Raw genomic sequence first — 20,945 nt, forward strand, 5'->3', positions numbered from 1 at the left:
CGGGTGGTGGGGCTCCGGCCGGCCCGCGCGTGGTGCACCGGCGGCTGATCGCCGCTACGCTGTCGAGGGCGTATACCCGGGCAGTCCGCCCGGGGTGGGAAGGACACGTTCATGAGGCTCACCCGTGTGGCGAAGCTCGCCGCGACGGCCGTGATGGCCGGTGCCGCCACGTTGATGGCGCCCGCAGCTGCCCAGGCCGCCGTGCCCGTCGGGGGCGCGACCCCTGTTCTGGTCGGGGGAGTGGCCGGATGCACCATCACCGCCGCCGGGTACGACGACTCCGGAGCGCCGGTCGCGTTCACCGCCGCCCATTGCAGTGAGCGGATCGACGCCCCGGTGATCCTCCGGGACGACCCGGGTGCCGGCGTGATCGGCACCATCGCCACCCGCAACGAGATCCTCGACTACTCCGTGATCCGTCTGGACCCGGGCGTCGCCGTCCCCGTCCGACAGGCGGGCATCGTGGGCCGCGGACCCGCGCCGCAGTTCGGTGACGTCGTCTGCAAGGACGGACTGACCACCGGACACACCTGTGGCATCACCTGGCAGCGCGAGGGCGACCGGTTCTGGACCCACACCTGTGCCGGTTACGGCGACTCCGGTGGCCCCGTGACCCGCGAGGGGCGTCTCGTCGGGCTCCTCTCCGGCGGGCACATGCCGCCGGACGCGGGATCGGCCGGCAGCATCGGCCCCATCCTGCCCTCGTGCATCCACCCGGCGCAGACCCCGTTCTTCCTGCCGGCGGTGGCGTACTCGTTCGACGCGATCGTCGCCGACGCCACCGCGCGCGACTGGCCGGGGAGCGGCTTCCGGATGGCCTGATCGCCCGGCACCCCGCCCGTGGGCGAGGGGCGGACGAGGGCCCGGTACCGACGCGGTCGGTACCGGGCCCTCGTCTGTGTCCGACCCCGTCGCTACCGTCCGCTCCATGCTCTGGACCGAGGACGCGCCCACCCACTGCCCGTACGGCCACGAGCTGGGGCCCGACCGGGTCCTCGTCGGCTGGGATGCCGGTCGCAGCGGCAGTCTCGACCACGGTCACCGTGTCCACATCTGCCGACAGTGCGGAACCATCATGTCGTGGGCGCCGCGCAGTCGGCTGGAGTGAACCGGCTGAAATGGGCGGCGCCCCCGCGGACCGGATGTCCGCGGGGGCGCCGCTCAGTGCGGTGATCGCGCCGGGGTCAGCTCACTTGAGCTCGGCGCTGGACAGATCCAGGATGCGGCGCGCGATCACCAGCTGCTGGATCTGCTGCGTGCCCTCGAAGATGTCGAGGATCTTGGAGTCGCGCGACCACTTCTCCAGGAAGCTGCGCTCGGAGTAGCCGTAGCTGCCGGCCAGCTCGACCGCGCCCAGGGTCACGGCGGAACCCGTGCGCCCGGCCTTGGCCTTGCACATCGACGCCTCCTTGGTGTTGGGCATCTTGTTGTCGGCCATCCACGCCGCGCGCAGCGTGAGCAGGTAGGACGCCTCCCAGTCGGCCTCGAGCTCGAGGTACTTGGCGACAGCGGCCGGCTGGCTGGTGGCCGGACGGTCGTAGTCGATCTCCATACCGGCCTCCTCGAGGAGGGTCCGGATCTCCTCGAGCGCGGCCCGGGCGACGCCCACGGCCATGCCGGCGACCAGCGGACGGGTGTTGTCGAAGGTCTGCATGGCGCCGGCGAAGCCCTTGTCCACGCGGACTTCCGGGTCGCCCAGGAGGTTCTCCTTCGGCACGCGGCAGTCGTCGAACGTGATCTGCGCGGTGTCCGAGGCCCGGATGCCGAGCTTGTGCTCCAACCGATCCACGGAGACGCCGGGGTGGTCGCGGGGCACGACGAAGGACTTGATCGCGGCGCGGCCCTTGCTCTTGTCGAGGGTCGCCCACACCACGATGTGGTCCGCGCGGGCGCCCGACGTCACGAAGATTTTGGTGCCGTTAATGACGTACTCGTCACCGTCCAGTCGCGCGGTGGCCGAGACGGCGGCCGAGTCGGACCCGAAGTCGGGCTCGGTGATGGCCATCGAGGCCCACACCCGGCCGAACTTCTCCATCTGCTCGTCGTTCGCCACGGCGGCGATCGCGGAATTGCCCAGGCCCTGACGGGGGATCGACAGCGTGAGGCCGACGTCGCCCCAGCAGGTCTCGATGATGTTGAGCAGCGACTTCATGTTGCCGCCGTTGGACACTCCCTCCCGCTTCGGGGCGCCGCCGGATCCCATGGTGGCGCCGGAGGCGGCCTGACCGGCGTCCTCCATGGCCTCCATCATGGCCTTGAGGGTGTCCAGCTCGACGGGGTACTCGTGCTCGGCGAGGTCGTACTTGCGGGAGACGGGTCGGAAGATCTGCGTGGCCACCTGGCGGGCCTGGTTCGCACCCGCCTGCAGCTTCTTGGGGAGTTCGAGGTTGATCATCGCTTCAGGTCCTTGGTCCGGTTCGGGAGGGTGGCGGAATGGGCGGAGGTCACAGGACCACCACGCCCTCGGCCACTCCCACGGCACGCAGGTCGCGGTACCACCGCTCGACGGGGTGTTCCTTGGTGAACCCGTGGCCACCGAGCAGCTGGACACCGTCGAGGCCGATCTTCATGCCCTTGTCCGCGGCGATCTTGCGGGCCAGCGCGGCCTCGCGGGCGAAGGACAGTCCCTGCTCGGCGCGGGCGGCGCCGCGCCAGGTGACCAGGCGCATGCCGTCGAGCTCGGTGGCCATGTCGGCCACGGCGAACGCGACCGCCTGGCGGTGCGCGATGGGCTCGCCGAACGCCTGGCGCTCCTTGACGTACGGGGTCACGTAGTCCAGGACGGCGTGGGAGGTGCCCACGGCGAGGGAGGCCCAGCCCAGTCGCGACAGGCGGATGACGTCGGCGTAGGCCGAGGACCGGTCCTCCGGCGAGACGTCGGGGCCGCCGAGGATGGCGTCGGCGGGCAGGGAGACGTCGGTGAGGACGAGTCGGCCGAGGCCGGCGGCGCGCAGGCCCATGGACGGGTCGGCCTCCACCACGAGTCCGTCGGTGTCGGATTCCACGACGAAGAAGGTCGGCGCGCCGTCGAGCGAGGCGGCGACGACGAAGAGTTCCGCGCTGCCGGCCGTGGGCACCATCGACTTGACGCCGCTGAGCGTGAACCCGCCGGCGGTCCGGGTGGCGGTGGTCTCGAGCCGGAACGGGTCGAAGAGCGGCCGCGGCTCGGCCACCACGACGGCGGCCGCGGGGACCTGCTCGGAGGCGAACGCCGGGAGGTACGACTTCTGCTGGGTGTCCGAGCCGAACTGCGTCAGGGTCGTGGCCACGCCGGACGGGGCCAGGATCGGCAGGGCCAGACCCATGTCGCCGTAGGCCAGGGCCTCAGCGACCAGCGAGTTGGTCACCACGCCGCGCTCGGAGGCGATGCCCTCGAACTCCTCGGGGACGTTGAGCATGGTGGCGCCGATCTCGGCCGAGCGCTCGAGCAGGGACGCGGGTGCCTCGGCGGCGGCGTCGGCGTCGTGCGCGGCCGGCCGGATGACCTCGGCGGCGAACTCTCGCACGGTCTGCGAGATCATCTGCTGGTCCTCGTCCAGCGTGAGGTCGAACAGGTCGGGCCGGGCCTCGGAGTCGGCGTCGGGAAGGCGCTTGGGTGCGCCGCCGCCGGTGACCTTCTTGAACGACTTGGTCGCGGCACCGAGGGTCTTGAAACCGGTCTTGGTGGCCTCGTAGGTGACCCGGTCGACCTTCTGCCGCAGTCCGAAGCGCTCGGCGAACTCCGACCCGGTAATGGTGGTCAGCGCGCGCATGGCGGCGCCGATCGCGTCGATGCGCGCGGGGTTCTTGCCCGGTGTCGAGGTCTCCGCGCGTCCGGTCGTGGACGGGGCTGTGGGGTTCTTGCTCATCATCACCAGCTGTTCTCGTGACGGACGGTGGACTGTGCTGTCCCCGACACCTTACTTCGGAGTAAGTTCCGAGCGCCACACTTTCCTCGAACACGTCCCTGCCGCCGGCGGGAGGGGTGGTGTCAGCCGCGCAGGAGGTCGACCGCCTGCTCGACCGCACCCGGGCGACCGGCCACGAACCAGTCGTAGCCGCCCACCTCGACGGTCGCGCACACCCCGCCCGCCCCCTCGACGAGTGCGCGGCCGGGTAGCCAGTCCCACTCGGGGCAGGAGTGCTGGCACCACACCGTGTGGATCCCACACGCAACGGAGGCCAGGTCCACGGACCCGGACCCGAGCATCCGGATGGTCGCCGCGCCGCGGCTCACGCGGTGGAAGGGCTCGGCGAGATGGGGATCGTCGAAGAACGGCGGGTGCAGGTAGGTGGCGAGGCTGCCGGCGGCCAGGTCCCCGGGGGCCAGGCGCGCGACGGGCACCCCGTTGCGGCGCGTCGGCACGTCCGAGCCGCCGACGAACGTCTCCCCGGTGACGGGTCGGTGGACCGCCCCGAGCAGGTAGTCGTCACCGCCGGTGACCGCGACGGCCGAGCACCAGTAGTCGGAGCCGGAGACGAAGTTGTAGGTGCCGTCCACCGGGTCCACGACCCACCGCCGTTCGCCGTCGCCGGTGACGAGGGAGCCCTCCTCGCCGAGGACGCCGTCGGACGGGCGGTGTTCGGCGAGGAGTGCGGTGATGTGTCGCTCGGCCGCGTCGTCGGCCTCGGTGACCACGTCGGAGACGGAGGTCTTGCGGCGGACGTCGAGCCCGTCCTCGCGCAGTCGCCGCGCGAGGTTTCCGGCGTCGACGACGAGGCGGGCGGCCAGATCGGCGTCGGTCATCCCCCCGGTGGACTCGTCGTGCAGGGGGCCCGGGTGGCGGGTGTCCATGGACGTTCACTTCCTCCGCTTGGTCGTCGCGGCTCGCTGACCACGAGCGGTAGCGGGTCCGAGGCATCCGACGCTACCGCCGGGGGGTGACGATCGGAGGCGCGGCAGGCCACGGGGAGGGGGCGGGTGGGCAAACGCTGGAAGGCGCCCGGGCCGCGTAGAGTTGGTAGACGTGCACCCTGAAGTTTCTGCCGACATCGCTGCCCTCGACTCGACCCTGACCACGGTCGAGAAGGTCCTCGACATCGAGGAGCTCGCCCGCCGCGTCGACGAGCTCGAGCAGATGGCCGCCGACCCGGACCTGTGGAACGACCAGGACCGGGCGCAGAAGGTCACCAGCGAGCTGTCGTACATCCAGGCCGATCTGCGCCGCTGCCGTGATCTGCGGCAGCGGATCGAGGACCTGCCACTGATGTACGAGCTGGCGGAGGAGGAGGGCGGCGGTGCCGTCGAGGAGGCGGACGCCGAGCGCTCCAGCCTGCGTGAGGACGTCGAGGCCATGGAGGTCAAGACGATGCTCAGCGGCGAGTACGACCAGCGTGACGCCGTGGTCAACATCCGTGCCGGCGCCGGCGGCGTGGACGCCGCGGACTTCGCCGAGATGCTCATGCGTATGTACATCCGGTGGGCGGAGAAGGCCGGCCACAAGGTCGAGGTGTACGACACCTCGTACGCGGAGGAGGCGGGGATCAAGTCCGCCACCTTCGTGGTCAAGGACCCGTACATGTACGGGACCCTGTCCGTCGAGCAGGGAGCGCACCGGCTGGTGCGGATCTCCCCGTTCGACAACCAGGGCCGCCGCCAGACCTCCTTCGCCGAGGTCGAGGTGCTGCCGGTCGTGGAGACAGTCGACTCCATCGAGGTCCCGGAGAACGAGGTCCGGGTGGACGTCTACCGCTCCTCCGGCCCGGGTGGTCAGTCCGTCAACACCACCGACTCCGCCGTCCGCCTCACCCACGTCCCGACCGGGATCGTGGTGACGTGTCAGAACGAGAAGTCCCAGCTGCAGAACAAGGTCGCGGCCATGAAGGTGCTGCAGGCCAAGCTGCTCGAGCGCAAGCGGCAGGAGGAGCGGGCCGCCATGGACGCGCTCGGTGCGGGTGGCAACGCCTCCTGGGGTAACCAGATGCGGTCCTACGTCCTGCACCCGTACCAGATGGTCAAGGACCTGCGCACCGAGTACGAGGTCAACAACCCGTCCGCGGTCCTCGACGGTGACATCGACGGGTTCATCGAGGCCGGCATCCGATGGCGCATGCGGGAGGGGGCGGACGCCTAGTGGCCTTCCGGACAGATTTCAGCGGAGTCCTGGCCTGGCTGAGCAACGACGGACTGGAGGTCGTCCTCCTCGTCCTGGGGGCCGCCCTGATGACCCGGGTGATCGGGAAGATCGCCCGGATGTGGACAGGCCGGATCGACGCGAGGAACGCCGACAAGGAATTGTGGTCGGAGGAGTCGAAGCATCTCCACTCCCTCGTCCAGGTCGTCTCCTACGTCGCCGTGGGGATCCTGTACATCCTGTTCGGAATCCAGATCCTGCTGCGGTTCGGCGTCAACCTCGTCACCCTCGTGGCGCCGGCCACCGTTCTGGGCGCCGCGCTGGGCTTCGGCGCGCAGAAGATCGTCCAGGACTTCCTCGCCGGCTTCTTCGTGCTGGCCGAGCGGCAGTACGGCTACGGCGACATCGTCGAGCTCACCACGGCGACCGGCGTCGCCGCCGGGACGATCGAGGACGTCACGCTCCGGGTCACCCGGCTACGCACCCTGGACGGCGAGGCGGTCATCGTCCCCAACGGTCAGATCGTCACCGCCATCAACCAGTCCCAGGACTGGGCTCGCGCGATCATCGACGTCCCCGTCCCCAACAACGCCGACATGGACAAGGCACACGAGGTGCTCGCCGAGGTCTGTCGCGACATCGTCCACGACGACCGTGTGGGTGAGTACGTGCTCGACGAACCGTCGGTCATGGGTGTGCAGTCGATCAAACTCGAGCAGACCGTCATCCGCCTGCTCGCCCGGACCAAGCCGGGAATGCAGTGGGAGGTGGGCCGTCGGATGCGCGCCGTCATCCTCCGCCGCTTCCGCCAGGAGGGGATCGTCCTGGAGCCGGAGGCGCTGGCCGCCATCCGCGCCGGGATGCTGCGACCGCAGGCCGGAGAGGGGAGCGTCTGATGGCCCGGCACAGGGACGATGACATGACCCGGCCCGACGGGACAGCCCCGCAGGGCGCCGCGATCGACGACGACCCGATCCTCGACCGGCCCGACCCGCTCGGGTTGGGCGGGACGCCACCACCGGACGCTCCCTCGCGGAGTCCGAAGCCACGGATCGTCGCACTGCTCGGCGAGTTCTTCAGGATGTCCCGGACGACCGCGATCCTCCTCGGCGCGTTCGTCCTGGCAGGCGTGCTGTATCTGCTCGTCCGCGACGAGCCGGTGGTCGCTTTCGGGCCGCAACCCGCGCAGGACCCCACCGGGACCTCGGAACCGGCCGAACCGGCCGAACCGGTCGACCCGTCGTCCACGCCGACGGATCAGACCACCGAGACCACGGCCCCGACCCCGAGTTCGTCTCCGACTCCGACGGGAACGGGCTCCCGCACGACCAGCACCACGGTGACGGGAGGGACCGCGACGACGGGTCCCGATGCCGAGGGGTTCCCCGGTGGCGCCGATCCGCAGGCCCCGCAGCAACAACAGCCACAGCAGTCGCCGCAGCAGCAGCCTGACCAGCAGTCGCAACCGCAGCTGCAGCAGGAGGCCCCGGGCGCCGGGGAGACCTCGGTGCCCGGCGGCGCCCTCGAGGGGTAGCGCCACCGGGTGGCCGCGCCGCGGCCGCCGCCGCGTTGTTCGACCGCTCCCGTGCCTGTGGCCTGCGTGGCGTTAGGCTATCGGAGTGATCACTGCTTCCCGTGTGACGAAGTCGTACCCGTCCTCGACGCGTCCGGCGCTGTCCGACGTGAGCGTGGAGATCGGTGACGGCGAGTTCGCGTTCCTCATCGGTGCGTCGGGATCGGGCAAGTCCACGTTCCTGCGGCTCGTTCTCCGCGAGGACCGCCCGGATTCGGGCACCCTCACCGTCGCCGGCCACGACCTCACGCGCATGAAGGGCTCCGACGTGCCCGTGCTGCGACGCTCTCTCGGCTGCGTGTTCCAGGACTTCCGTCTGCTGGAGAACAAGACGGTCGCGGAGAACGTCGCGTTCGCGCTGCAGGTGATCGGCAAGTCCCGCCGGACCATCGACAAGGTGGTGCCGGAGACCCTGGACATGGTCGGGCTGGGCGGGAAGGCCGATCGCCGACCTCACGAACTCTCCGGTGGGGAACAGCAGCGGGTCGCGATCGCGCGGGCGTTCGTCAACCGCCCGGTGCTGCTGCTGGCGGACGAACCGACGGGCAACCTCGACCCCGAAACCAGCGAGGACATCATGCTCCTGCTCGACCGGATCAACAGGACGGGGACCACCGTGCTCATGGCGACCCACGACAGGCACATCGTGGACCGCTCGCGGCGCCGCGTGGTGGAACTGGTCGACGGCTCGGTCGTCCGCGACGACGCCCGCGGAACCTACGGGGTGGACCGCTGATGGCCGCTACGTTCGTCGCCTCCGAGGTCGGGCAGGGACTGCGCCGCAACCTGTCCATGACGTTGGCCATGATCATCACCACGGCGGTGGCCCTGGGCATGCTGGGGGCGGGCCTGCTCGTGGCCATGACCGCGTCCGCGAGTCAGGACAAGTACGACTATCTCAACGAGTTCCGCGTCTACGTGGACCGGTCGATCTCGCTGGAGGATCCGGACTGCGCGGCGGAATGCGGCCGGATCCTCCAGCGGCTCGAGACGACGCCGGGCGTGGCGTCGGTGGAGTACAAGAATCCCGAGCAGACCTACGCCGAGTTCGTCGACCTGTTCTCCTCGACAGACCCGGTGCTGGTGGAGTCGACCTCGCCGGACGCCCTCGGCTCGCGGTTCACCCTGACACTGACCGACCCCACGCGGGCCGAGGCGGTGGCGCGTGACCTGGCGGAGGTGGACGGCATCGAGATCGTCCAGGGGCAGGGCGAGCTCGTCGAACGGGTCTTCTCCGTCCTCGACGGCGTCCGCAACGCGGCCTTCGCGATCGCGGTCGTCCAGCTGCTGGCGACCGTCCTGCTCATCGCCAACATGACGCAGATCGCCGCGTTCACCCGGCGGACCGCCCTGGGGATCATGCGACTGGTGGGCGCGAGCCGCTGGTACACGGAGTTGCCGTTCGTCCTCGAGGCGGTGATCGCGGCGGTGGCCGGCGCCCTCCTCGCGGTGGGGGGCCTGCTGGTGGCCAAGAACGTCTTCCTCGACAGGGTGCTGGCGGAGGCCTACCGCGCGAACCTGGTCGAGCGGATCACCACCCCCGACATCCTCCTCCTCGCACCGGGGCTGGTCGTGGCGGGCGCGGGGGTCTCCGCGCTCACCGCCTGGATCGCCCTGAGGCTCACGGTTCGGCACTGAACGCGCCCTCCATCTAGACTCTGGGGGCTGCGGAACGGCGGCGAGGGCACGGCAATCAGGAGGTGACGCGACGTGGCCAAGAAGAACAAGAAGAAGGGCGCGTCGTCCCTCGGCTCCGACGGGAGCATCGTCGCGAGCAACCGCAAGGCCCGGCACGACTTCCAGATCCTGGAGACGCACGAGGCCGGCATCGCGCTGGTCGGGACCGAGATCAAGAGCATGCGTGAGGGCAAGACCTCGCTGGTCGACGCGTTCGCGACGGTCGACGACGGCGAGGTGTGGCTCCGCGGGCTACACATCCCCGAGTACTCGCACGGGAGCTGGACCAACCACGCCCCGAAGCGTGCCCGGAAGCTCCTGCTGCACCGCCGCGAGATCGACTCGCTCGTGGGCAAGGTGCGCGACGGCAATGCCACCCTCGTCCCGTTGTCGCTCTACTTCGTGGGCGGCCGGGTGAAGGTCGAGCTGGCCGTCGCACGGGGCAAGCAGGCGCACGACAAGCGCCACGACATCGCCCGCCGGACCGCCGAGCGTGAGGCCGTGCGTGAACTCGGCAGGAAGATCAAGGGCATGCGGGCATGATGCCGGTCGCGTTGGCGTCGACTTCGGCGGTGGCGTACGGCATCAGCGACTACCTCGGCGGTGTGGCCTCCCGCCGCGCCCGCGTGCTGCGCGTGGTCAGCGTCTCCTATCCGCTGTCGATCGTGCTGGTGGGCGTCGCTGCCCTGGTCGCCGGTGGGTCGCCGACCGGGGTCGGTCTGGGGTGGGGCCTGGCCTCCGGGATGGCCTCGGGTGTCGCGGTGTGGTCGTTCTACCTGGCGCTCTCCCGCGGGCCGATGAGTGTGATCTCGCCGATCACGGCGGTCCTGGCGGCGGCGGTTCCGCTGGCGTTCGGTCTGGCGGCGGGGGAGCGGCCCGCGCCCGCGGCGGGGGCGGGCATGGCGCTCGCGCTGGTGGCGACCGTGTTGGTCTCCATGGAGAGCCGGGACGGCTCGTCCGCCCTGCACGGGCGCCTCACCCGTCGTCTCCTGGTGCTCACGCTCTTCTCCGGGCTGGCGTTCGCCGCGTTCTTCGTGTTGTTGGCGCAGGTGCCGCCGGGCCAGGGCCTGTGGCCGGTCGCGGCCTCGCGGATCGGGGCGACGGTGATGCTGCTGGTCGCCGCGGTCGCAGCCCGTGAGTCGTTCCGTTTCTCCCGGCGTCTCATCGCGATCGGCGTGGTGATCGCCGTGTTCGACGCCGTCGCCAACGGTGCCTTCTACTTCGCCTCGCAGGCGGGGATGCTCTCCCTGGTCAGTGTGATCGCTGCGCTGTACCCCGCTTTCACCGTAGCGCTGGCGATCGCCCACGGCGGGGAGCGGATGCGTGCGGTCCAGATGGTCGGACTCGTCCTGGCGGGGGTGGCGATCTCCCTGCTCGCACTCGGCTGAACCGGGTGCTCGGCTGAACCGGGTGCTCGGCTGAACCGGGTGCTCGGCTGAGAGGGGAGAGCGGGATCACTCTGGCGGGCGGCGCGTCACCGGGGTAGGGTGGGGAGTCCGTCGGCGGAAGTCGGCGGTCCTGACGGGGCTGACTTGGTTTCGACTACGTGAGTTGACGCAGGGGAAGCGTGCCGGTGCAGGCCAGAGACCACCGTAAGCGTCGTGGCAACCAATTACGCGCCGATACCAATCAGCGCGACTACGCCCTCGCTGCCTGATAGCGAGCCCGTAGTCTGTCGGCCCGGGGTCGCTCTCGCCCCGGTCACCGGCATCATCTAGAGAGATCACCGGCTCACCCGGTCACGGGGTGGGTCGGGACATCACACAGTGACTGGGATCGTCATCACCGACATGTCCGCATGAGGGTGAGATCCGAGTAGAGGCCAACGCGGACTGCGCACGGAGAAGCCCTGCCGATGCTGCGGAGGACCCGGGTTCAATTCCCGGCAGCTCCACCATTCGGGCCACACCCCCGGTCGACGCCGACCGGGGGTGTGGTGCATTTGCATCGACGGTGCGCGCGCGGGGTCGCTCCCACCGCTTCGGTACCCTCTGGCGTAGTGCCGGTCACCCGGAAGAGGTCGACGGTCTCCCAGTAGAGAAAGGCCCGCGTACACGTGAACGCCAAACCCAACAAGAACACCAAGGTCCTCCAGACCAAGTCCAACAACGGGATGATCATCACCGTGGTCGCGCTCATCGCGGTCGCCGTCGTGGTCCTCGGTGGCGTCGTCTGGATGGCCCAGCGGGGCGGAGAGGCCAACCCCATCACGTTCGGCGAGACCAATGACGAGCTGATCGACATCACCGAGGCCGGCGTGGTCGTCGTCGGCCCGGACGAGGCGCCGACCGTCCAGATCTGGGAGGACTACATGTGCCCCGCATGTGGCTCCTTCGAGGCGCAGTACGGTGAGTCCATCTCCGAGGCCGTCGAGGCCGGGGATCTGCAGGTCGAGTTCCACACCCTGAACTTCCTCAACGGCCAGTCCGGCTCCGGTGAGTACTCCACGCGCGCGCTCGCGGCCATCCAGTGTGTCGCGGCCAAGGACTCCCTGCCCGTGTTCTTCGACGTCAAGAATGCGTTCTTCGCCGAGCAGCCGGGGGAGGGCGGCGGCGACCTCTCGGCCCGCGAGCTGGCGGACATCGCGGAATCAGCCGGCGCGAACGCGGACTCGGTCGAGTGCATCGGCAACGTCGAGTCCAACGGCGGCATGGACAAGGCCTCCGACAGTGCGGACAACGCCCAGCAGAGCATCCGCGAGATCACCGATCGCGTGTCCACCCCGACGGTCGCCCACGAGGGCGAGGTCGTCGACATCGGCAACGCCGCCTGGCTCCAGGACATCATCGCGTAACTCGTCCGGCGAACCGCCCGGTGCTCGTGCCGGGTGCGCAACTGTGGCCCGGCCCCGCCCCTCCCGGTGGGGCCGGGCCCGATTTGGAGGCCCGAACCGTGGTGGTGTAACTTAGGTCGGGCCGGTCACCGAGAGGTGAGCGGCGGACAAATGGATACGGGGCTATGGCGCAGCTGGTAGCGCACCACACTGGCAGTGTGGGGGTCAGGGGTTCGAGTCCCCTTAGCTCCACCGAGGACGAGATCCCGGGACAACGGAAACGATGTCCCGGGATCTCGCCATGTGGCGCCTTCCGCCATCCGGTCCGCGGTCGTAGTGTCGGGGTATGGCGGGGCCAGGGGAGATCACGGACGTCGTCGACGTGCTCGACGCGCTCGTCGACCACGGTCGGCTGGTCGGGTACGTCTGTGGCGTCCGCGAGAGCGGGCGCTCCAGGATCGTCTCCGGCGGAGCCCGCATCGTGGGCGGACCCGCGCTGGGGGAGGACGCGGTGTTTCCACTGTCGTCCAACACCAAGCCGGTCGGCGGGATCCTGGCGATGCGTCTCGTGGAACGCGGTGTGCTGACCCTCGACGACCCGGTGGACACGTTCTTGCCCGAGCTGGCGGACCCTCCAGTGCTGGCCACGCCGGACGCCCCGCTGGACCGCACGGTCCCGGCCGAGCGGCCCCTCACACTGCGGCACCTGCTCACCATGACCGCGGGTGCCGGCTGGGTGGGGGAGAACCCCGCGTTGTCGGAGGCGATGTCCGACCGTGGGGTCGCCCCGGGGCCGTACGCCCCGGCCGTCGCGCCGGACGAGTATCTCCGTCGGCTGGCGGAGCTGCCCTTCGCGGGCCAGCCGGGCCAGCAATGGTGGTACCACACCAGCAGCGATGTCCTCGGGGTGCTCCTCGCCCGCGCCACCGGCTCGTCCGTGACCGAGTTGCTGGCCGAGTACGTCACCGGGCCACTGGGGCTGGCCGACACGGGGTTCACGGCCGACCTCTCCCGTCTCCCCACCTCGTACGGCCTCGGGCCCGACGGCAGGGTTTCGCCACTGGACACCGCGGGCAGGTTCGCGGTGCCGCCGGTCTTCGAGTCCCTCGCCTGCGGCCTCGCCGCGACGGTGGGCGATTATCTGGAGCTGTTGGGTGTGCTCGTCGACGGTGGCCCGGTGCTCGACCCGGAGAGTGCTCGGCTGATGGCCACCGACCACCTGACAGCGCGGCAGCGGGCGAGCGCGGAGGATTTCCTCGGGCCCGGCTGCGGCTACGGGTTCCAGGTGGAGGTGCGCCCGGGCGGCGTGGTCGGCTGGGCCGGGGGACTGGGGACGATCGGGTACGTCGACCGCGGCACCAGGCGGGCCGCGGCGGTCTTCACCACCCAGTCCTTCGACGTCCCCGGCACGACCGAGGCGCTCGAGACCGTCTGGTCGCTGCTGCGCTGACGACCCGTCCTCGCGGACCGGTCAGCGCCACCACGTGTCGAGCGGGGTGGCGGGCACCGTGCGCTTGTGGCGCGAGCCCAGGAACAGCTGCTCGATCCGCGCGGAGGCCTCGGGCGGGACGCCGTCGCGGCCCTCGAGGTAGTCGTCGATCTGGGCGTAGGTCACGCCGAGGGCGACCTCGTCGGGCAGGCCCGGCCGGTCATCCTCGAGGTCGGCGGTGGGGACCTTGCGCCAAGTGGAGTCCGGCGCGCCGAGGTGGCGTAGCAGTGCCGCGCCCTGTCGTTTGGTGAGACCGGTCAGGGGGGTCAGGTCGACCCCGCCGTCGCCGTATTTGGTGAAGAAGCCGGTGACCGCCTCGGCGGCGTGGTCGGTGCCGACGACGAGGAGGTTCAGTTGCCCGGCCACGGCGTACTGGGCGATCATCCGCTCACGCGCCTTGACGTTGCCGCGGACGAAGTCACGGAGCGGCGCCGCCTCGTCGGGCAGAGCCGTGAGTGCGGCGGAGGCGGCCTCGGAGGCGGCGTCGGACGCGGGGCGGACATCCACCGTGAGACTCTCGTCCGGACGGATGAACTCCAGGGCCGCCTGCGCGTCGGCCTCGTCGGACTGTTCGCCGTAGGGCAGGCGCATCGCCACGAACCGGGCGCGCGACATCCCCTCGTCCCGCAGTCGCTCCGCGGCGAGCTGACAGAGCCGGCCGGTCAGGGTGGAGTCCTGCCCGCCGCTGATCCCCAGGACGAAGCCCGTGGCGGGGGTCGAACGGAGGTAGTCGACCAGGAACGTGACCCGCGACCCGACCTCCTCCGCGGGATCGATGTCGGGACGGACGCCGAGTTCGGCGATGATGGTGGCGCGCAGGGCGGCAGCGCGGTCTGTCGTGGTCTCGGTCATGGCGTCAGCATAGGAACCACGTGTGACGACCGCGTGACATCTCCGCCGGTGGCCGCGAGTACCCGGAGCGCGGCCGGGGTGCGGGCGGGGTGCCGTCCGTCGCCGGTTGGAGTTCTGGCCGGGCAGTCCGTTACGATGGACCAGTTGTGTGTCGTACATCCGACCTTCCGGGACGGACGTGTCGCACAGTGATCCCCAGTCGTGTCGGCGGCCATAGCGGCCGCCCCGAGAGCCTAAGGAGCGCCAGATGAAGGTCCGCAAGTCCCTTCGGTCGCTGAAGAACAAGCCGGGCGCCCAGGTTGTCCGTCGTCGCGGCAAGGTCTACGTGATCAACAAGAAGGACCCCCGTTTCAAGGCCCGCCAGGGCTGACATGTCCGCGTGAGTCCTCACGCATCCTCGAGGGCCCGCCACCGGTTCGCCGGCGGCGGGCCCTCGTCGTCGTCGTACTCTTACCGGCGCCCACCACGGCCCCGTGGGGACGACTCGCGCCCGGCGGTGAACCGTCCCCGGCCCGCCACATCCGTCCACGCCCCGGACGCACGATCATCCACGTGCTTGTGGAGGGCGTGGGGACAATCTGTGGGGTCCCTGGGGAGGTCCTGTGGGATGCCGACCCGCCGCTCCGGGACGGTGATCGCCGTGCGACCGTAGGTGTGCGCGGCGCCGGATCGACGGTCCGGGGGCGGGGTTCCCACCGGGGGCCCACGGTGTCCACAAGGCGGGATCGCGACCTGGGAATACCAGCGATGTAAGACCAAAATGTTGTGGTCGATTGACTCGCTGGCCACTAGGGGTAGTGTCTAGAAGCGTTGCGGCCCCAATGAATGTCACTCGTGGGATTCGGACCGTGACCCCCGACAGACACCGCGGTCATCCACAGGCCGGGCGAGAGCCCGGGCCCGGGAGGCCGCTACGAGAAGAGCCCCTCGCGCCGTCCGGCGCCGTGCCGAAAGAGGTCCTGAGACACATGGTCACCGTCTACACCAAGCCCGCCTGCGTCCAGTGCAACGCCACCTACAAGGCGCTCGACAAGCAGGGCATCGAGTACGAGATCATCGACATCTCGATGGACGACGAGGCTCGGGAGTACGTCATGGCGCTCGGGTACCTCCAGGCGCCCGTCGTGGTCGCGGGCTCCGACCACTGGTCCGGCTTCCGCCCGGACCGCATCAAGGCACTCGCCACCGTGGCGGCCTGACTGCGCGGTCATAGTCCGACGGCGCGGTAACACCAGGATTCCTTCGACAAGGGGGCGGCGATGGCGGCTCCGATACCGGCCGAGAAGCCGGTGAGGATCGTCTACTTCTCCAACATCTCCGAGAACACCAAACGATTCGTCGACCGGCTCGGTCTCCCCGCACTGCGTATCCCGGTGCGGAGGACCGAGCCCGTCCCGACGGTGTCGGACCCGTATGTTCTGATCGTTCCGACCTACGGGGGAAGCCTCGAGATTACAGGCAAGAACGGAGCCGCGGTCCCGCGGCAGGTGGTCGCGTTCCTCAACAACGCGCACAACAGAAGTCTCTGCCGGGGAGTCATTGCCGGCGGCAACACCAACTTCGGACGGGATTTCGGTCGCTCCGGCGACGTGATCGCCGAAAAGGTGGGGGTCCCGTACCTCTACCGCTTCGAGTTGATGGGCACACACGAGGACGTCATCCGCGTCCGAGAGGGATTGGAAGAGTTTTGGCAGCACCAACCGTGAACCCCGAGAGCATCACCGCGGGAGAGGCGGGCGACGGTCAGCGTCTCGACTACCACGCCCTCAACGCGATGCTCAACCTCTACGACGCGGACGGGAAGATCCAGTTCGACGCGGACCGCCGGGCGGCGCGGGAGTACTTCCTGCAGCACGTCAACCAGAACACGGTCTTCTTCCACAACCTGGACGAGAAGCTCGACTATCTGGTCGAGAAGGACTACTACGAGCGCGAGGTGCTGGACCAGTACGCGCGCAACTTCGTCCGCGAACTGTTCGACCACGCGTACGCCAAGAAGTTCCGCTTCCCGACCTTCCTCGGCGCGTTCAAGTACTACACCTCGTACACGCTCAAGACCTTCGACGGGAAGCGCTACCTCGAGCGCTACGAGGACCGCGTGTGCATGGTGGCGCTCACCCTCGCCGCCGGCGACCAGGTGCTGGCCCGCCAGCTGGTGGACGAGATCATCGACGGTCGCTTCCAGCCCGCCACGCCCACGTTCCTCAACTCCGGCAAGAAGCAGCGCGGGGAGCCCGTCTCGTGCTTCCTGCTGCGCATCGAGGACAACATGGAGTCCATCGGCCGCAGCATCAACTCCGCGCTGCAGCTGTCCAAGCGCGGGGGTGGCGTGGCACTGCTGCTGTCCAACCTCCGTGAGCACGGCGCGCCCATCAAGCACATCGAGAACCAGTCCTCGGGCGTCATCCCCGTGATGAAGCTGCTGGAGGACTCGTTCTCCTACGCCAACCAGCTCGGGGCCCGCCAGGGTGCCGGCGCCGTGTACCTGCACGCGCACCACCCGGACATCTTCAAGTTCCTCGACACCAAGCGGGAGAACGCGGACGAGAAGATCCGCATCAAGACGCTCTCCCTGGGCGTGGTGATCCCGGACATCACCTTCGAGCTCGCCAAGCGCAACGACGACATGTACCTGTTCTCGCCGTACGACGTCGAGCGGATCTACGGCAAGCCGTTCGCGGACGTCGACATCTCGGAGCACTACCACGAGATGGTCGAGGACAGCCGGATCAAGAAGACCAAGATCAACGCCCGGCACTTCTTCCAGACCGTCGCCGAGCTGCAGTTCGAGTCCGGCTACCCGTACATCATGTACGAGGACACCGTGAACCGGGCCAACCCGATCGCCGGCAAGATCACGCACTCCAACCTGTGCTCGGAGATCCTCCAGGTCTCCACGGCCTCGGAGTTCAACGAGGACCTGAGCTACTCCGAGGTGGGCAAGGACATCTCCTGCAACCTCGGTTCGCTCAACATCGCCAAGGCCATGGACTCACCGGACTTCGGTCAGACCATCGAGACGGCGATCCGGGGACTGACCGCGGTCTCCGACCAGACCCACATCGACTCCGTGCCCTCGATCGAGCGGGGCAACTCGGAGTCGCACGCGATCGGCCTGGGGCAGATGAACCTCCACGGCTACCTCGCGCGTGAGCGGATCCACTACGGATCCGAGGAGGGTGTCGACTTCACCAACATCTACTTCTACACCGTGCTCTACCACGCGCTCCGGTCGTCCAACGCGATCGCGCGGGAGCGTGGAACCTGGTTCGCCGGGTTCCCGGAGTCGAAGTACGCCTCGGGTGAGTTCTTCGACAAGTACACCGACCAGGTGTGGGAGCCGGCCACCGACCGGGTCCGCACGCTGTTCTCCGAGGCCGAGGTGACCATCCCCACGCAGGAGGACTGGCGCGCGCTGAAGGCCGACGTGCAGAAGTACGGCATCTACAACCAGAACCTGCAGGCCGTGCCGCCGACGGGGTCGATCAGCTACATCAACAACTCGACCTCGTCGATCCACCCCGTGGCGTCGAAGATCGAGATCCGCAAGGAGGGCAAGATCGGGCGCGTCTACTACCCGGCGCCCTACCTGACCAACGACAACCTGGACTACTACCAGGACGCGTACGAGATCGGCTACGAGAAGATCATCGACACGTACGCGGCGGCCACCCAGCACGTCGACCAGGGCCTGTCGTTGACCCTGTTCTTCAAGGACACGGCCACCACCCGTGAGGTCAACCGAGCCCAGATCTACGCGTGGCGCAAGGGCATCAAGACCCTGTACTACATCCGCGTGCGTCAGCTCGCGCTCGAGGGCACCGAGGTCGAGGGCTGCGTCTCGTGCATGCTCTGACCGCCCGGCCGCAGGCCTGCGTCCCGAACCCCACACGTCCCCAGGAGGAGATCCGATGACCGCCGAGCTGCACGCTCCGGGATCCCACAGTCCCGCCGCCGGCATCCAGCCCAAGCTGGTCGACCGGGTGTCGGCCATCAACTGGAATCGCGTCCCCGACGAGGTCGACGATCAGGTGTGGGGCCGGCTCACCACCAACTTCTGGCTTCCGGAGAAGGTGCCGGTCTCCAACGACATCCCGTCGTGGCAGACCCTGACCGAGTACGAGCAGCAGCTCACCACCCGCGTCTTCACCGGCCTGACCCTGCTGGACACCCTGCAGGGCACGGTCGGCGCTGTCAGCATGATCCCCGACGCGTCGACCCCGCACGAGGAGGCGGTGCTCACCAACATCGCGTTCATGGAGTCGGTGCACGCCAAGAGCTACTCGACGATCTTCTCCACGCTGTGCTCGACGCCGCAGGTGGACGACGCGTTCCGCTGGGCGGAGGAGAACCCCTTCCTCCAGAAGAAGGCAAAGATCGTGCTCGGCTACTACGCGGGGGACGATCCGCTCAAGCGCAAGATCGCCTCGGTGATGCTCGAGTCGTTCATGTTCTACTCGGGCTTCTACCTGCCCATGCGGTGGTCCTCGCGGGCCAAGCTCACCAACACCGCCGACGTCATCCGGCTCATCATCCGCGACGAGGCGGTGCACGGCTACTACATCGGGTACAAGTACCAGCGCGCCCTCGAGCACGTCACCCAGGCGGAGCGGGACGAGCTCAAGGACTACACCTTCGAGCTGCTGTTCGAGCTGTACGACAACGAGGCGGACTACACCGAGGATCTCTACGATCCGGTGGGGTGGACCGAGGACGTCAAGAAGTTCCTGCGGTACAACGCCAACAAGGCGCTGATGAACATGGGCTACGAGGGCATGTTCCCGAAGGATGAGACCGACGTCGACCCGGCGATCCTGTCGGCCCTGAGCCCCAACGCCGACGAGAACCACGACTTCTTCTCCGGCTCCGGCAGCTCGTACGTCATGGGCAAGGCCGAGGCGACCGAGGACGAGGACTGGGACTTCTGACGCACCGGTAGCGGCCCACGACGCCCCTGCGACCGAACACGGGCGCAGGGGCGTCGTCGATCCACTGTCGTGGAGGGACTGCTGGCTACCCGTCCGGTGCGACCCCGTTGATCGATCCCCGGATGTCGTCGAGGACCGCCCGCGCCGCCACCGGGCCCGCCCCCTCCCACACGGCACGGTCCACCACGAACACGCGCTGCGATCCCACGGCGTCGAGGTCCGTCCACCTGTCCGAGGCGAAGACCTCCCGCGCCTCGTCCTCGGAGCCGGGCCCGCCTCCGACCACCGCGAAGATCACATCCCCGTCCAGTTCGTCACCCACGGCCGGGGACTGCGGCAGGGGCGGGAGGCGCTCGCCGTCGCGCGTGCGTTGCGCAGGGGGGCGCTCGGCACCCACGGCCTCGAGCATCAGGGAGCCCAGCGTGTCCGGCCGCTGCACCTCCACGCCGTCACCGTCCCCTCCGGTCACCGACACCAGAGAGACCCGGGTATCCGACGGGGTGGTCGCGTCGGCGGTGCGCTGCGCCCGCTCGATCACCTCCAGTAGGAGATCGCCGCCGGCGCGGGGCCGACCGTAGGCGTCGGCGATCGCCTCGGTGGCCTCCGTCCAGTCCACGATGTCGGCGTCGTAGACCACGGTGGGGGCGACATCAGTCACGGCGGCGACGACGGCCGGGTCCACCTCGTCCGACCCGGCCAGCACGATGAGGTCCGGACGCAGTTCCCGCGCGGCCCGCGCGACCTCGTCGGCGTCCCCGCCGACGAGGGGACCGACCGTCGGGAGTCCGGTCAGTGAGTCGGGCAGGTAGACGTCCGCACCGTCGGGTAGGCCGGACGTGCCGACGACGAGGACCTGCAGCCCGAGGGCACAGGCCGTGTCCACCGCGCCTGTGCCGAGCGCCAGGATCCTCTCCGGCGACCGCGGCACCTCCACCCGGTCCGGACCCGGCCCCTCCGTGGGGACCCTGCGGTCACCCGGCCCGGGGAACTCCGCGGGGAACGGTGCCGGGGCGCACGACTCCTCCGGCTCTGCCGAGCGCTGCAACTCCTCGCCGGCCATCCGCGACGGGGTCGTCGTCATCGGGTGCTCGACCATGTCGACGGGGGAGGGGCCACACGCCACGAGCGTCAGCCCGGCCGCCAGGGGGACCGCCGCCCTGACGGCGCGCCGGGCATACCCCCGCGCGGGGTGTCGGCGGGGGGCGGTCACGGAATCGGTCATGGGACAACAGCCTAGGAGATCGGCCGAGAAGGGCCGCTCATGCGGAGGTCGCGGGCGGGCGGCGGGTGCCCGTCCCGGCGTGCCGGACCACGGCGTGATTAGCGGGGGTGACCACCGGTGACGAGTTCGACGGGGCGGGTGGGCGTCTCTCTCAGGCGGGGGTTAGGATTGCGGTCACGCACTATTCCTATGCGTTCGACGTGGGGTCGGTGGTTCGACCCGCGACGTCGGGTGAGGCGTTCAGGAGGACCCTTATGACCGCAGTGGCCCCCAAGCCGGTCCACAAACTCGACCACCCGCCGGGTGAACCCACGGGTGATGCCCGGCCGGGCTCGTTCGTGTGGAAGATGCTGACGACGACCGACCACAAGTTGCTCG

At 69.4% G+C, this 20,945-nt stretch carries 21 protein-coding genes, 1 tRNA gene and 1 other RNA gene; 18 read left to right on the forward strand and 5 right to left on the reverse strand.

The window, feature by feature from the left end; translation table 11 throughout:
• The first annotated feature begins 111 nt into the window (after nt 1–111).
• Together NR111_RS03905 and NR111_RS03910 are read left to right on the forward strand one after the other, a co-directional pair.
• Complete coding sequence (locus NR111_RS03905; RefSeq protein WP_067712365.1) at nt 112–822, forward strand: peptidase S1; 711 nt, start codon at nt 112–114, stop codon at nt 820–822.
• Between the two features lie 106 nt (nt 823–928).
• The gene (locus NR111_RS03910; RefSeq protein WP_143337698.1) at nt 929–1,108 is read left to right on the forward strand and encodes a hypothetical protein; all 180 of its coding nucleotides are present in this window, start codon (nt 929–931) and stop codon (nt 1,106–1,108) included.
• Nucleotides 1,109–1,189: 81 nt separating this feature from the next.
• Here the strand turns inward: NR111_RS03910 and NR111_RS03915 are convergent, their stop codons facing one another.
• The 3 genes from NR111_RS03915 to NR111_RS03925 form a co-directional block, all read right to left on the reverse strand.
• Complete coding sequence (locus NR111_RS03915; RefSeq protein ID WP_253003332.1) at nt 1,190–2,395, reverse strand: acyl-CoA dehydrogenase family protein; 1,206 nt, start codon at nt 2,393–2,395, stop codon at nt 1,190–1,192.
• 49 nt (nt 2,396–2,444) lie between these two features.
• Nucleotides 2,445–3,851: an acyl-CoA dehydrogenase family protein gene (locus NR111_RS03920; RefSeq protein ID WP_119191991.1), complete on the reverse strand. Its 1,407-nt coding sequence runs from the start codon at nt 3,849–3,851 to the stop codon at nt 2,445–2,447.
• Nucleotides 3,852–3,970: 119 nt separating this feature from the next.
• Nucleotides 3,971–4,774, reverse strand: coding sequence for an inositol monophosphatase (locus tag NR111_RS03925; protein WP_067712379.1), 804 nt, complete (start codon nt 4,772–4,774; stop codon nt 3,971–3,973).
• Between the two features lie 172 nt (nt 4,775–4,946).
• Between NR111_RS03925 and prfB the strand changes: the two genes are divergently transcribed.
• From prfB to NR111_RS03980, 11 genes are all read left to right on the forward strand, one after another.
• The gene (prfB, locus tag NR111_RS03930) at nt 4,947–6,053 is read left to right on the forward strand and encodes a peptide chain release factor 2 (RefSeq protein ID WP_067712381.1); all 1,107 of its coding nucleotides are present in this window, start codon (nt 4,947–4,949) and stop codon (nt 6,051–6,053) included.
• Entirely contained in the window at nt 6,053–6,949 is an 897-nt protein-coding gene (locus NR111_RS03935) for a mechanosensitive ion channel family protein (RefSeq protein ID WP_067712384.1), read from the forward strand. The genes prfB and NR111_RS03935 overlap by 1 nt, the downstream gene beginning before the upstream one ends.
• Before the next feature lie 23 nt (nt 6,950–6,972).
• Complete coding sequence (locus NR111_RS03940) at nt 6,973–7,587, forward strand: hypothetical protein (RefSeq protein WP_156523492.1); 615 nt, start codon at nt 6,973–6,975, stop codon at nt 7,585–7,587.
• A gap of 85 nt (nt 7,588–7,672) precedes the next feature.
• Nucleotides 7,673–8,362: a cell division ATP-binding protein FtsE gene (ftsE, locus tag NR111_RS03945; RefSeq protein WP_067712387.1), complete on the forward strand. Its 690-nt coding sequence runs from the start codon at nt 7,673–7,675 to the stop codon at nt 8,360–8,362.
• Nucleotides 8,362–9,264 (forward strand): permease-like cell division protein FtsX, encoded by a 903-nt coding sequence (ftsX, locus tag NR111_RS03950; RefSeq protein WP_256819924.1) that lies wholly within the window; start codon nt 8,362–8,364, stop codon nt 9,262–9,264. The genes ftsE and ftsX overlap by 1 nt, the downstream gene beginning before the upstream one ends.
• Nucleotides 9,265–9,336: 72 nt before the next feature.
• Nucleotides 9,337–9,846 (forward strand): SsrA-binding protein SmpB, encoded by a 510-nt coding sequence (gene smpB, locus NR111_RS03955; protein ID WP_067712405.1) that lies wholly within the window; start codon nt 9,337–9,339, stop codon nt 9,844–9,846.
• Nucleotides 9,843–10,691: an EamA family transporter gene (locus tag NR111_RS03960; protein WP_067712408.1), complete on the forward strand. Its 849-nt coding sequence runs from the start codon at nt 9,843–9,845 to the stop codon at nt 10,689–10,691. The genes smpB and NR111_RS03960 overlap by 4 nt, the downstream gene beginning before the upstream one ends.
• A 135-nt stretch (nt 10,692–10,826) precedes the next feature.
• Nucleotides 10,827–11,200, forward strand: a transfer-messenger RNA (tmRNA) gene (gene ssrA, locus NR111_RS03965).
• A 159-nt stretch (nt 11,201–11,359) separates the two neighbouring features.
• Entirely contained in the window at nt 11,360–12,097 is a 738-nt protein-coding gene (locus NR111_RS03970; RefSeq protein ID WP_067712411.1) for a thioredoxin domain-containing protein, read from the forward strand.
• A 158-nt stretch (nt 12,098–12,255) separates the two neighbouring features.
• Nucleotides 12,256–12,328 (forward strand) — tRNA-Ala (locus NR111_RS03975).
• A gap of 94 nt (nt 12,329–12,422) precedes the next feature.
• A complete protein-coding gene (locus tag NR111_RS03980) occupies nt 12,423–13,526 on the forward strand; it encodes a serine hydrolase (RefSeq protein WP_067712414.1) in 1,104 nt (367 codons plus the stop codon).
• Between the two features lie 21 nt (nt 13,527–13,547).
• Here NR111_RS03980 and nadE read toward each other — a convergent pair whose 3' ends face one another.
• Complete coding sequence (gene nadE, locus NR111_RS03985; protein WP_206474608.1) at nt 13,548–14,417, reverse strand: ammonia-dependent NAD(+) synthetase; 870 nt, start codon at nt 14,415–14,417, stop codon at nt 13,548–13,550.
• Nucleotides 14,418–14,664: 247 nt separating this feature from the next.
• On the opposite strand from nadE, the gene ykgO reads away from it, so the two are divergent.
• The 5 genes from ykgO to nrdF all read left to right on the forward strand — a co-directional run bounded on the left by ykgO (nt 14,665) and on the right by nrdF (nt 19,345).
• Complete coding sequence (gene ykgO, locus NR111_RS03990) at nt 14,665–14,787, forward strand: type B 50S ribosomal protein L36 (protein ID WP_003852698.1); 123 nt, start codon at nt 14,665–14,667, stop codon at nt 14,785–14,787.
• 598 nt (nt 14,788–15,385) lie between these two features.
• Nucleotides 15,386–15,616 (forward strand): redoxin NrdH, encoded by a 231-nt coding sequence (locus NR111_RS03995; protein ID WP_067712419.1) that lies wholly within the window; start codon nt 15,386–15,388, stop codon nt 15,614–15,616.
• Between the two features lie 60 nt (nt 15,617–15,676).
• Entirely contained in the window at nt 15,677–16,123 is a 447-nt protein-coding gene (gene nrdI, locus NR111_RS04000) for a class Ib ribonucleoside-diphosphate reductase assembly flavoprotein NrdI (protein WP_067712422.1), read from the forward strand.
• Nucleotides 16,124–16,191: 68 nt separating this feature from the next.
• Nucleotides 16,192–18,273, forward strand: coding sequence for a class 1b ribonucleoside-diphosphate reductase subunit alpha (nrdE, locus tag NR111_RS04005; RefSeq protein WP_067712491.1), 2,082 nt, complete (start codon nt 16,192–16,194; stop codon nt 18,271–18,273).
• A 55-nt stretch (nt 18,274–18,328) separates the two neighbouring features.
• On the forward strand, nt 18,329–19,345 hold the full coding sequence (gene nrdF, locus NR111_RS04010) for a class 1b ribonucleoside-diphosphate reductase subunit beta (RefSeq protein WP_067712425.1): 1,017 nt from the start codon (nt 18,329–18,331) through the stop codon (nt 19,343–19,345).
• Nucleotides 19,346–19,430: 85 nt separating this feature from the next.
• Here nrdF and NR111_RS04015 read toward each other — a convergent pair whose 3' ends face one another.
• Nucleotides 19,431–20,567: an ABC transporter substrate-binding protein gene (locus tag NR111_RS04015; RefSeq protein WP_256819972.1), complete on the reverse strand. Its 1,137-nt coding sequence runs from the start codon at nt 20,565–20,567 to the stop codon at nt 19,431–19,433.
• Nucleotides 20,568–20,945 lie beyond the last annotated feature (378 nt).

Source organism: Dietzia sp. Die43 (assembly GCF_024519835.1).
In the GTDB taxonomy this organism is placed as follows: domain Bacteria; phylum Actinomycetota; class Actinomycetes; order Mycobacteriales; family Mycobacteriaceae; genus Dietzia; species Dietzia kunjamensis.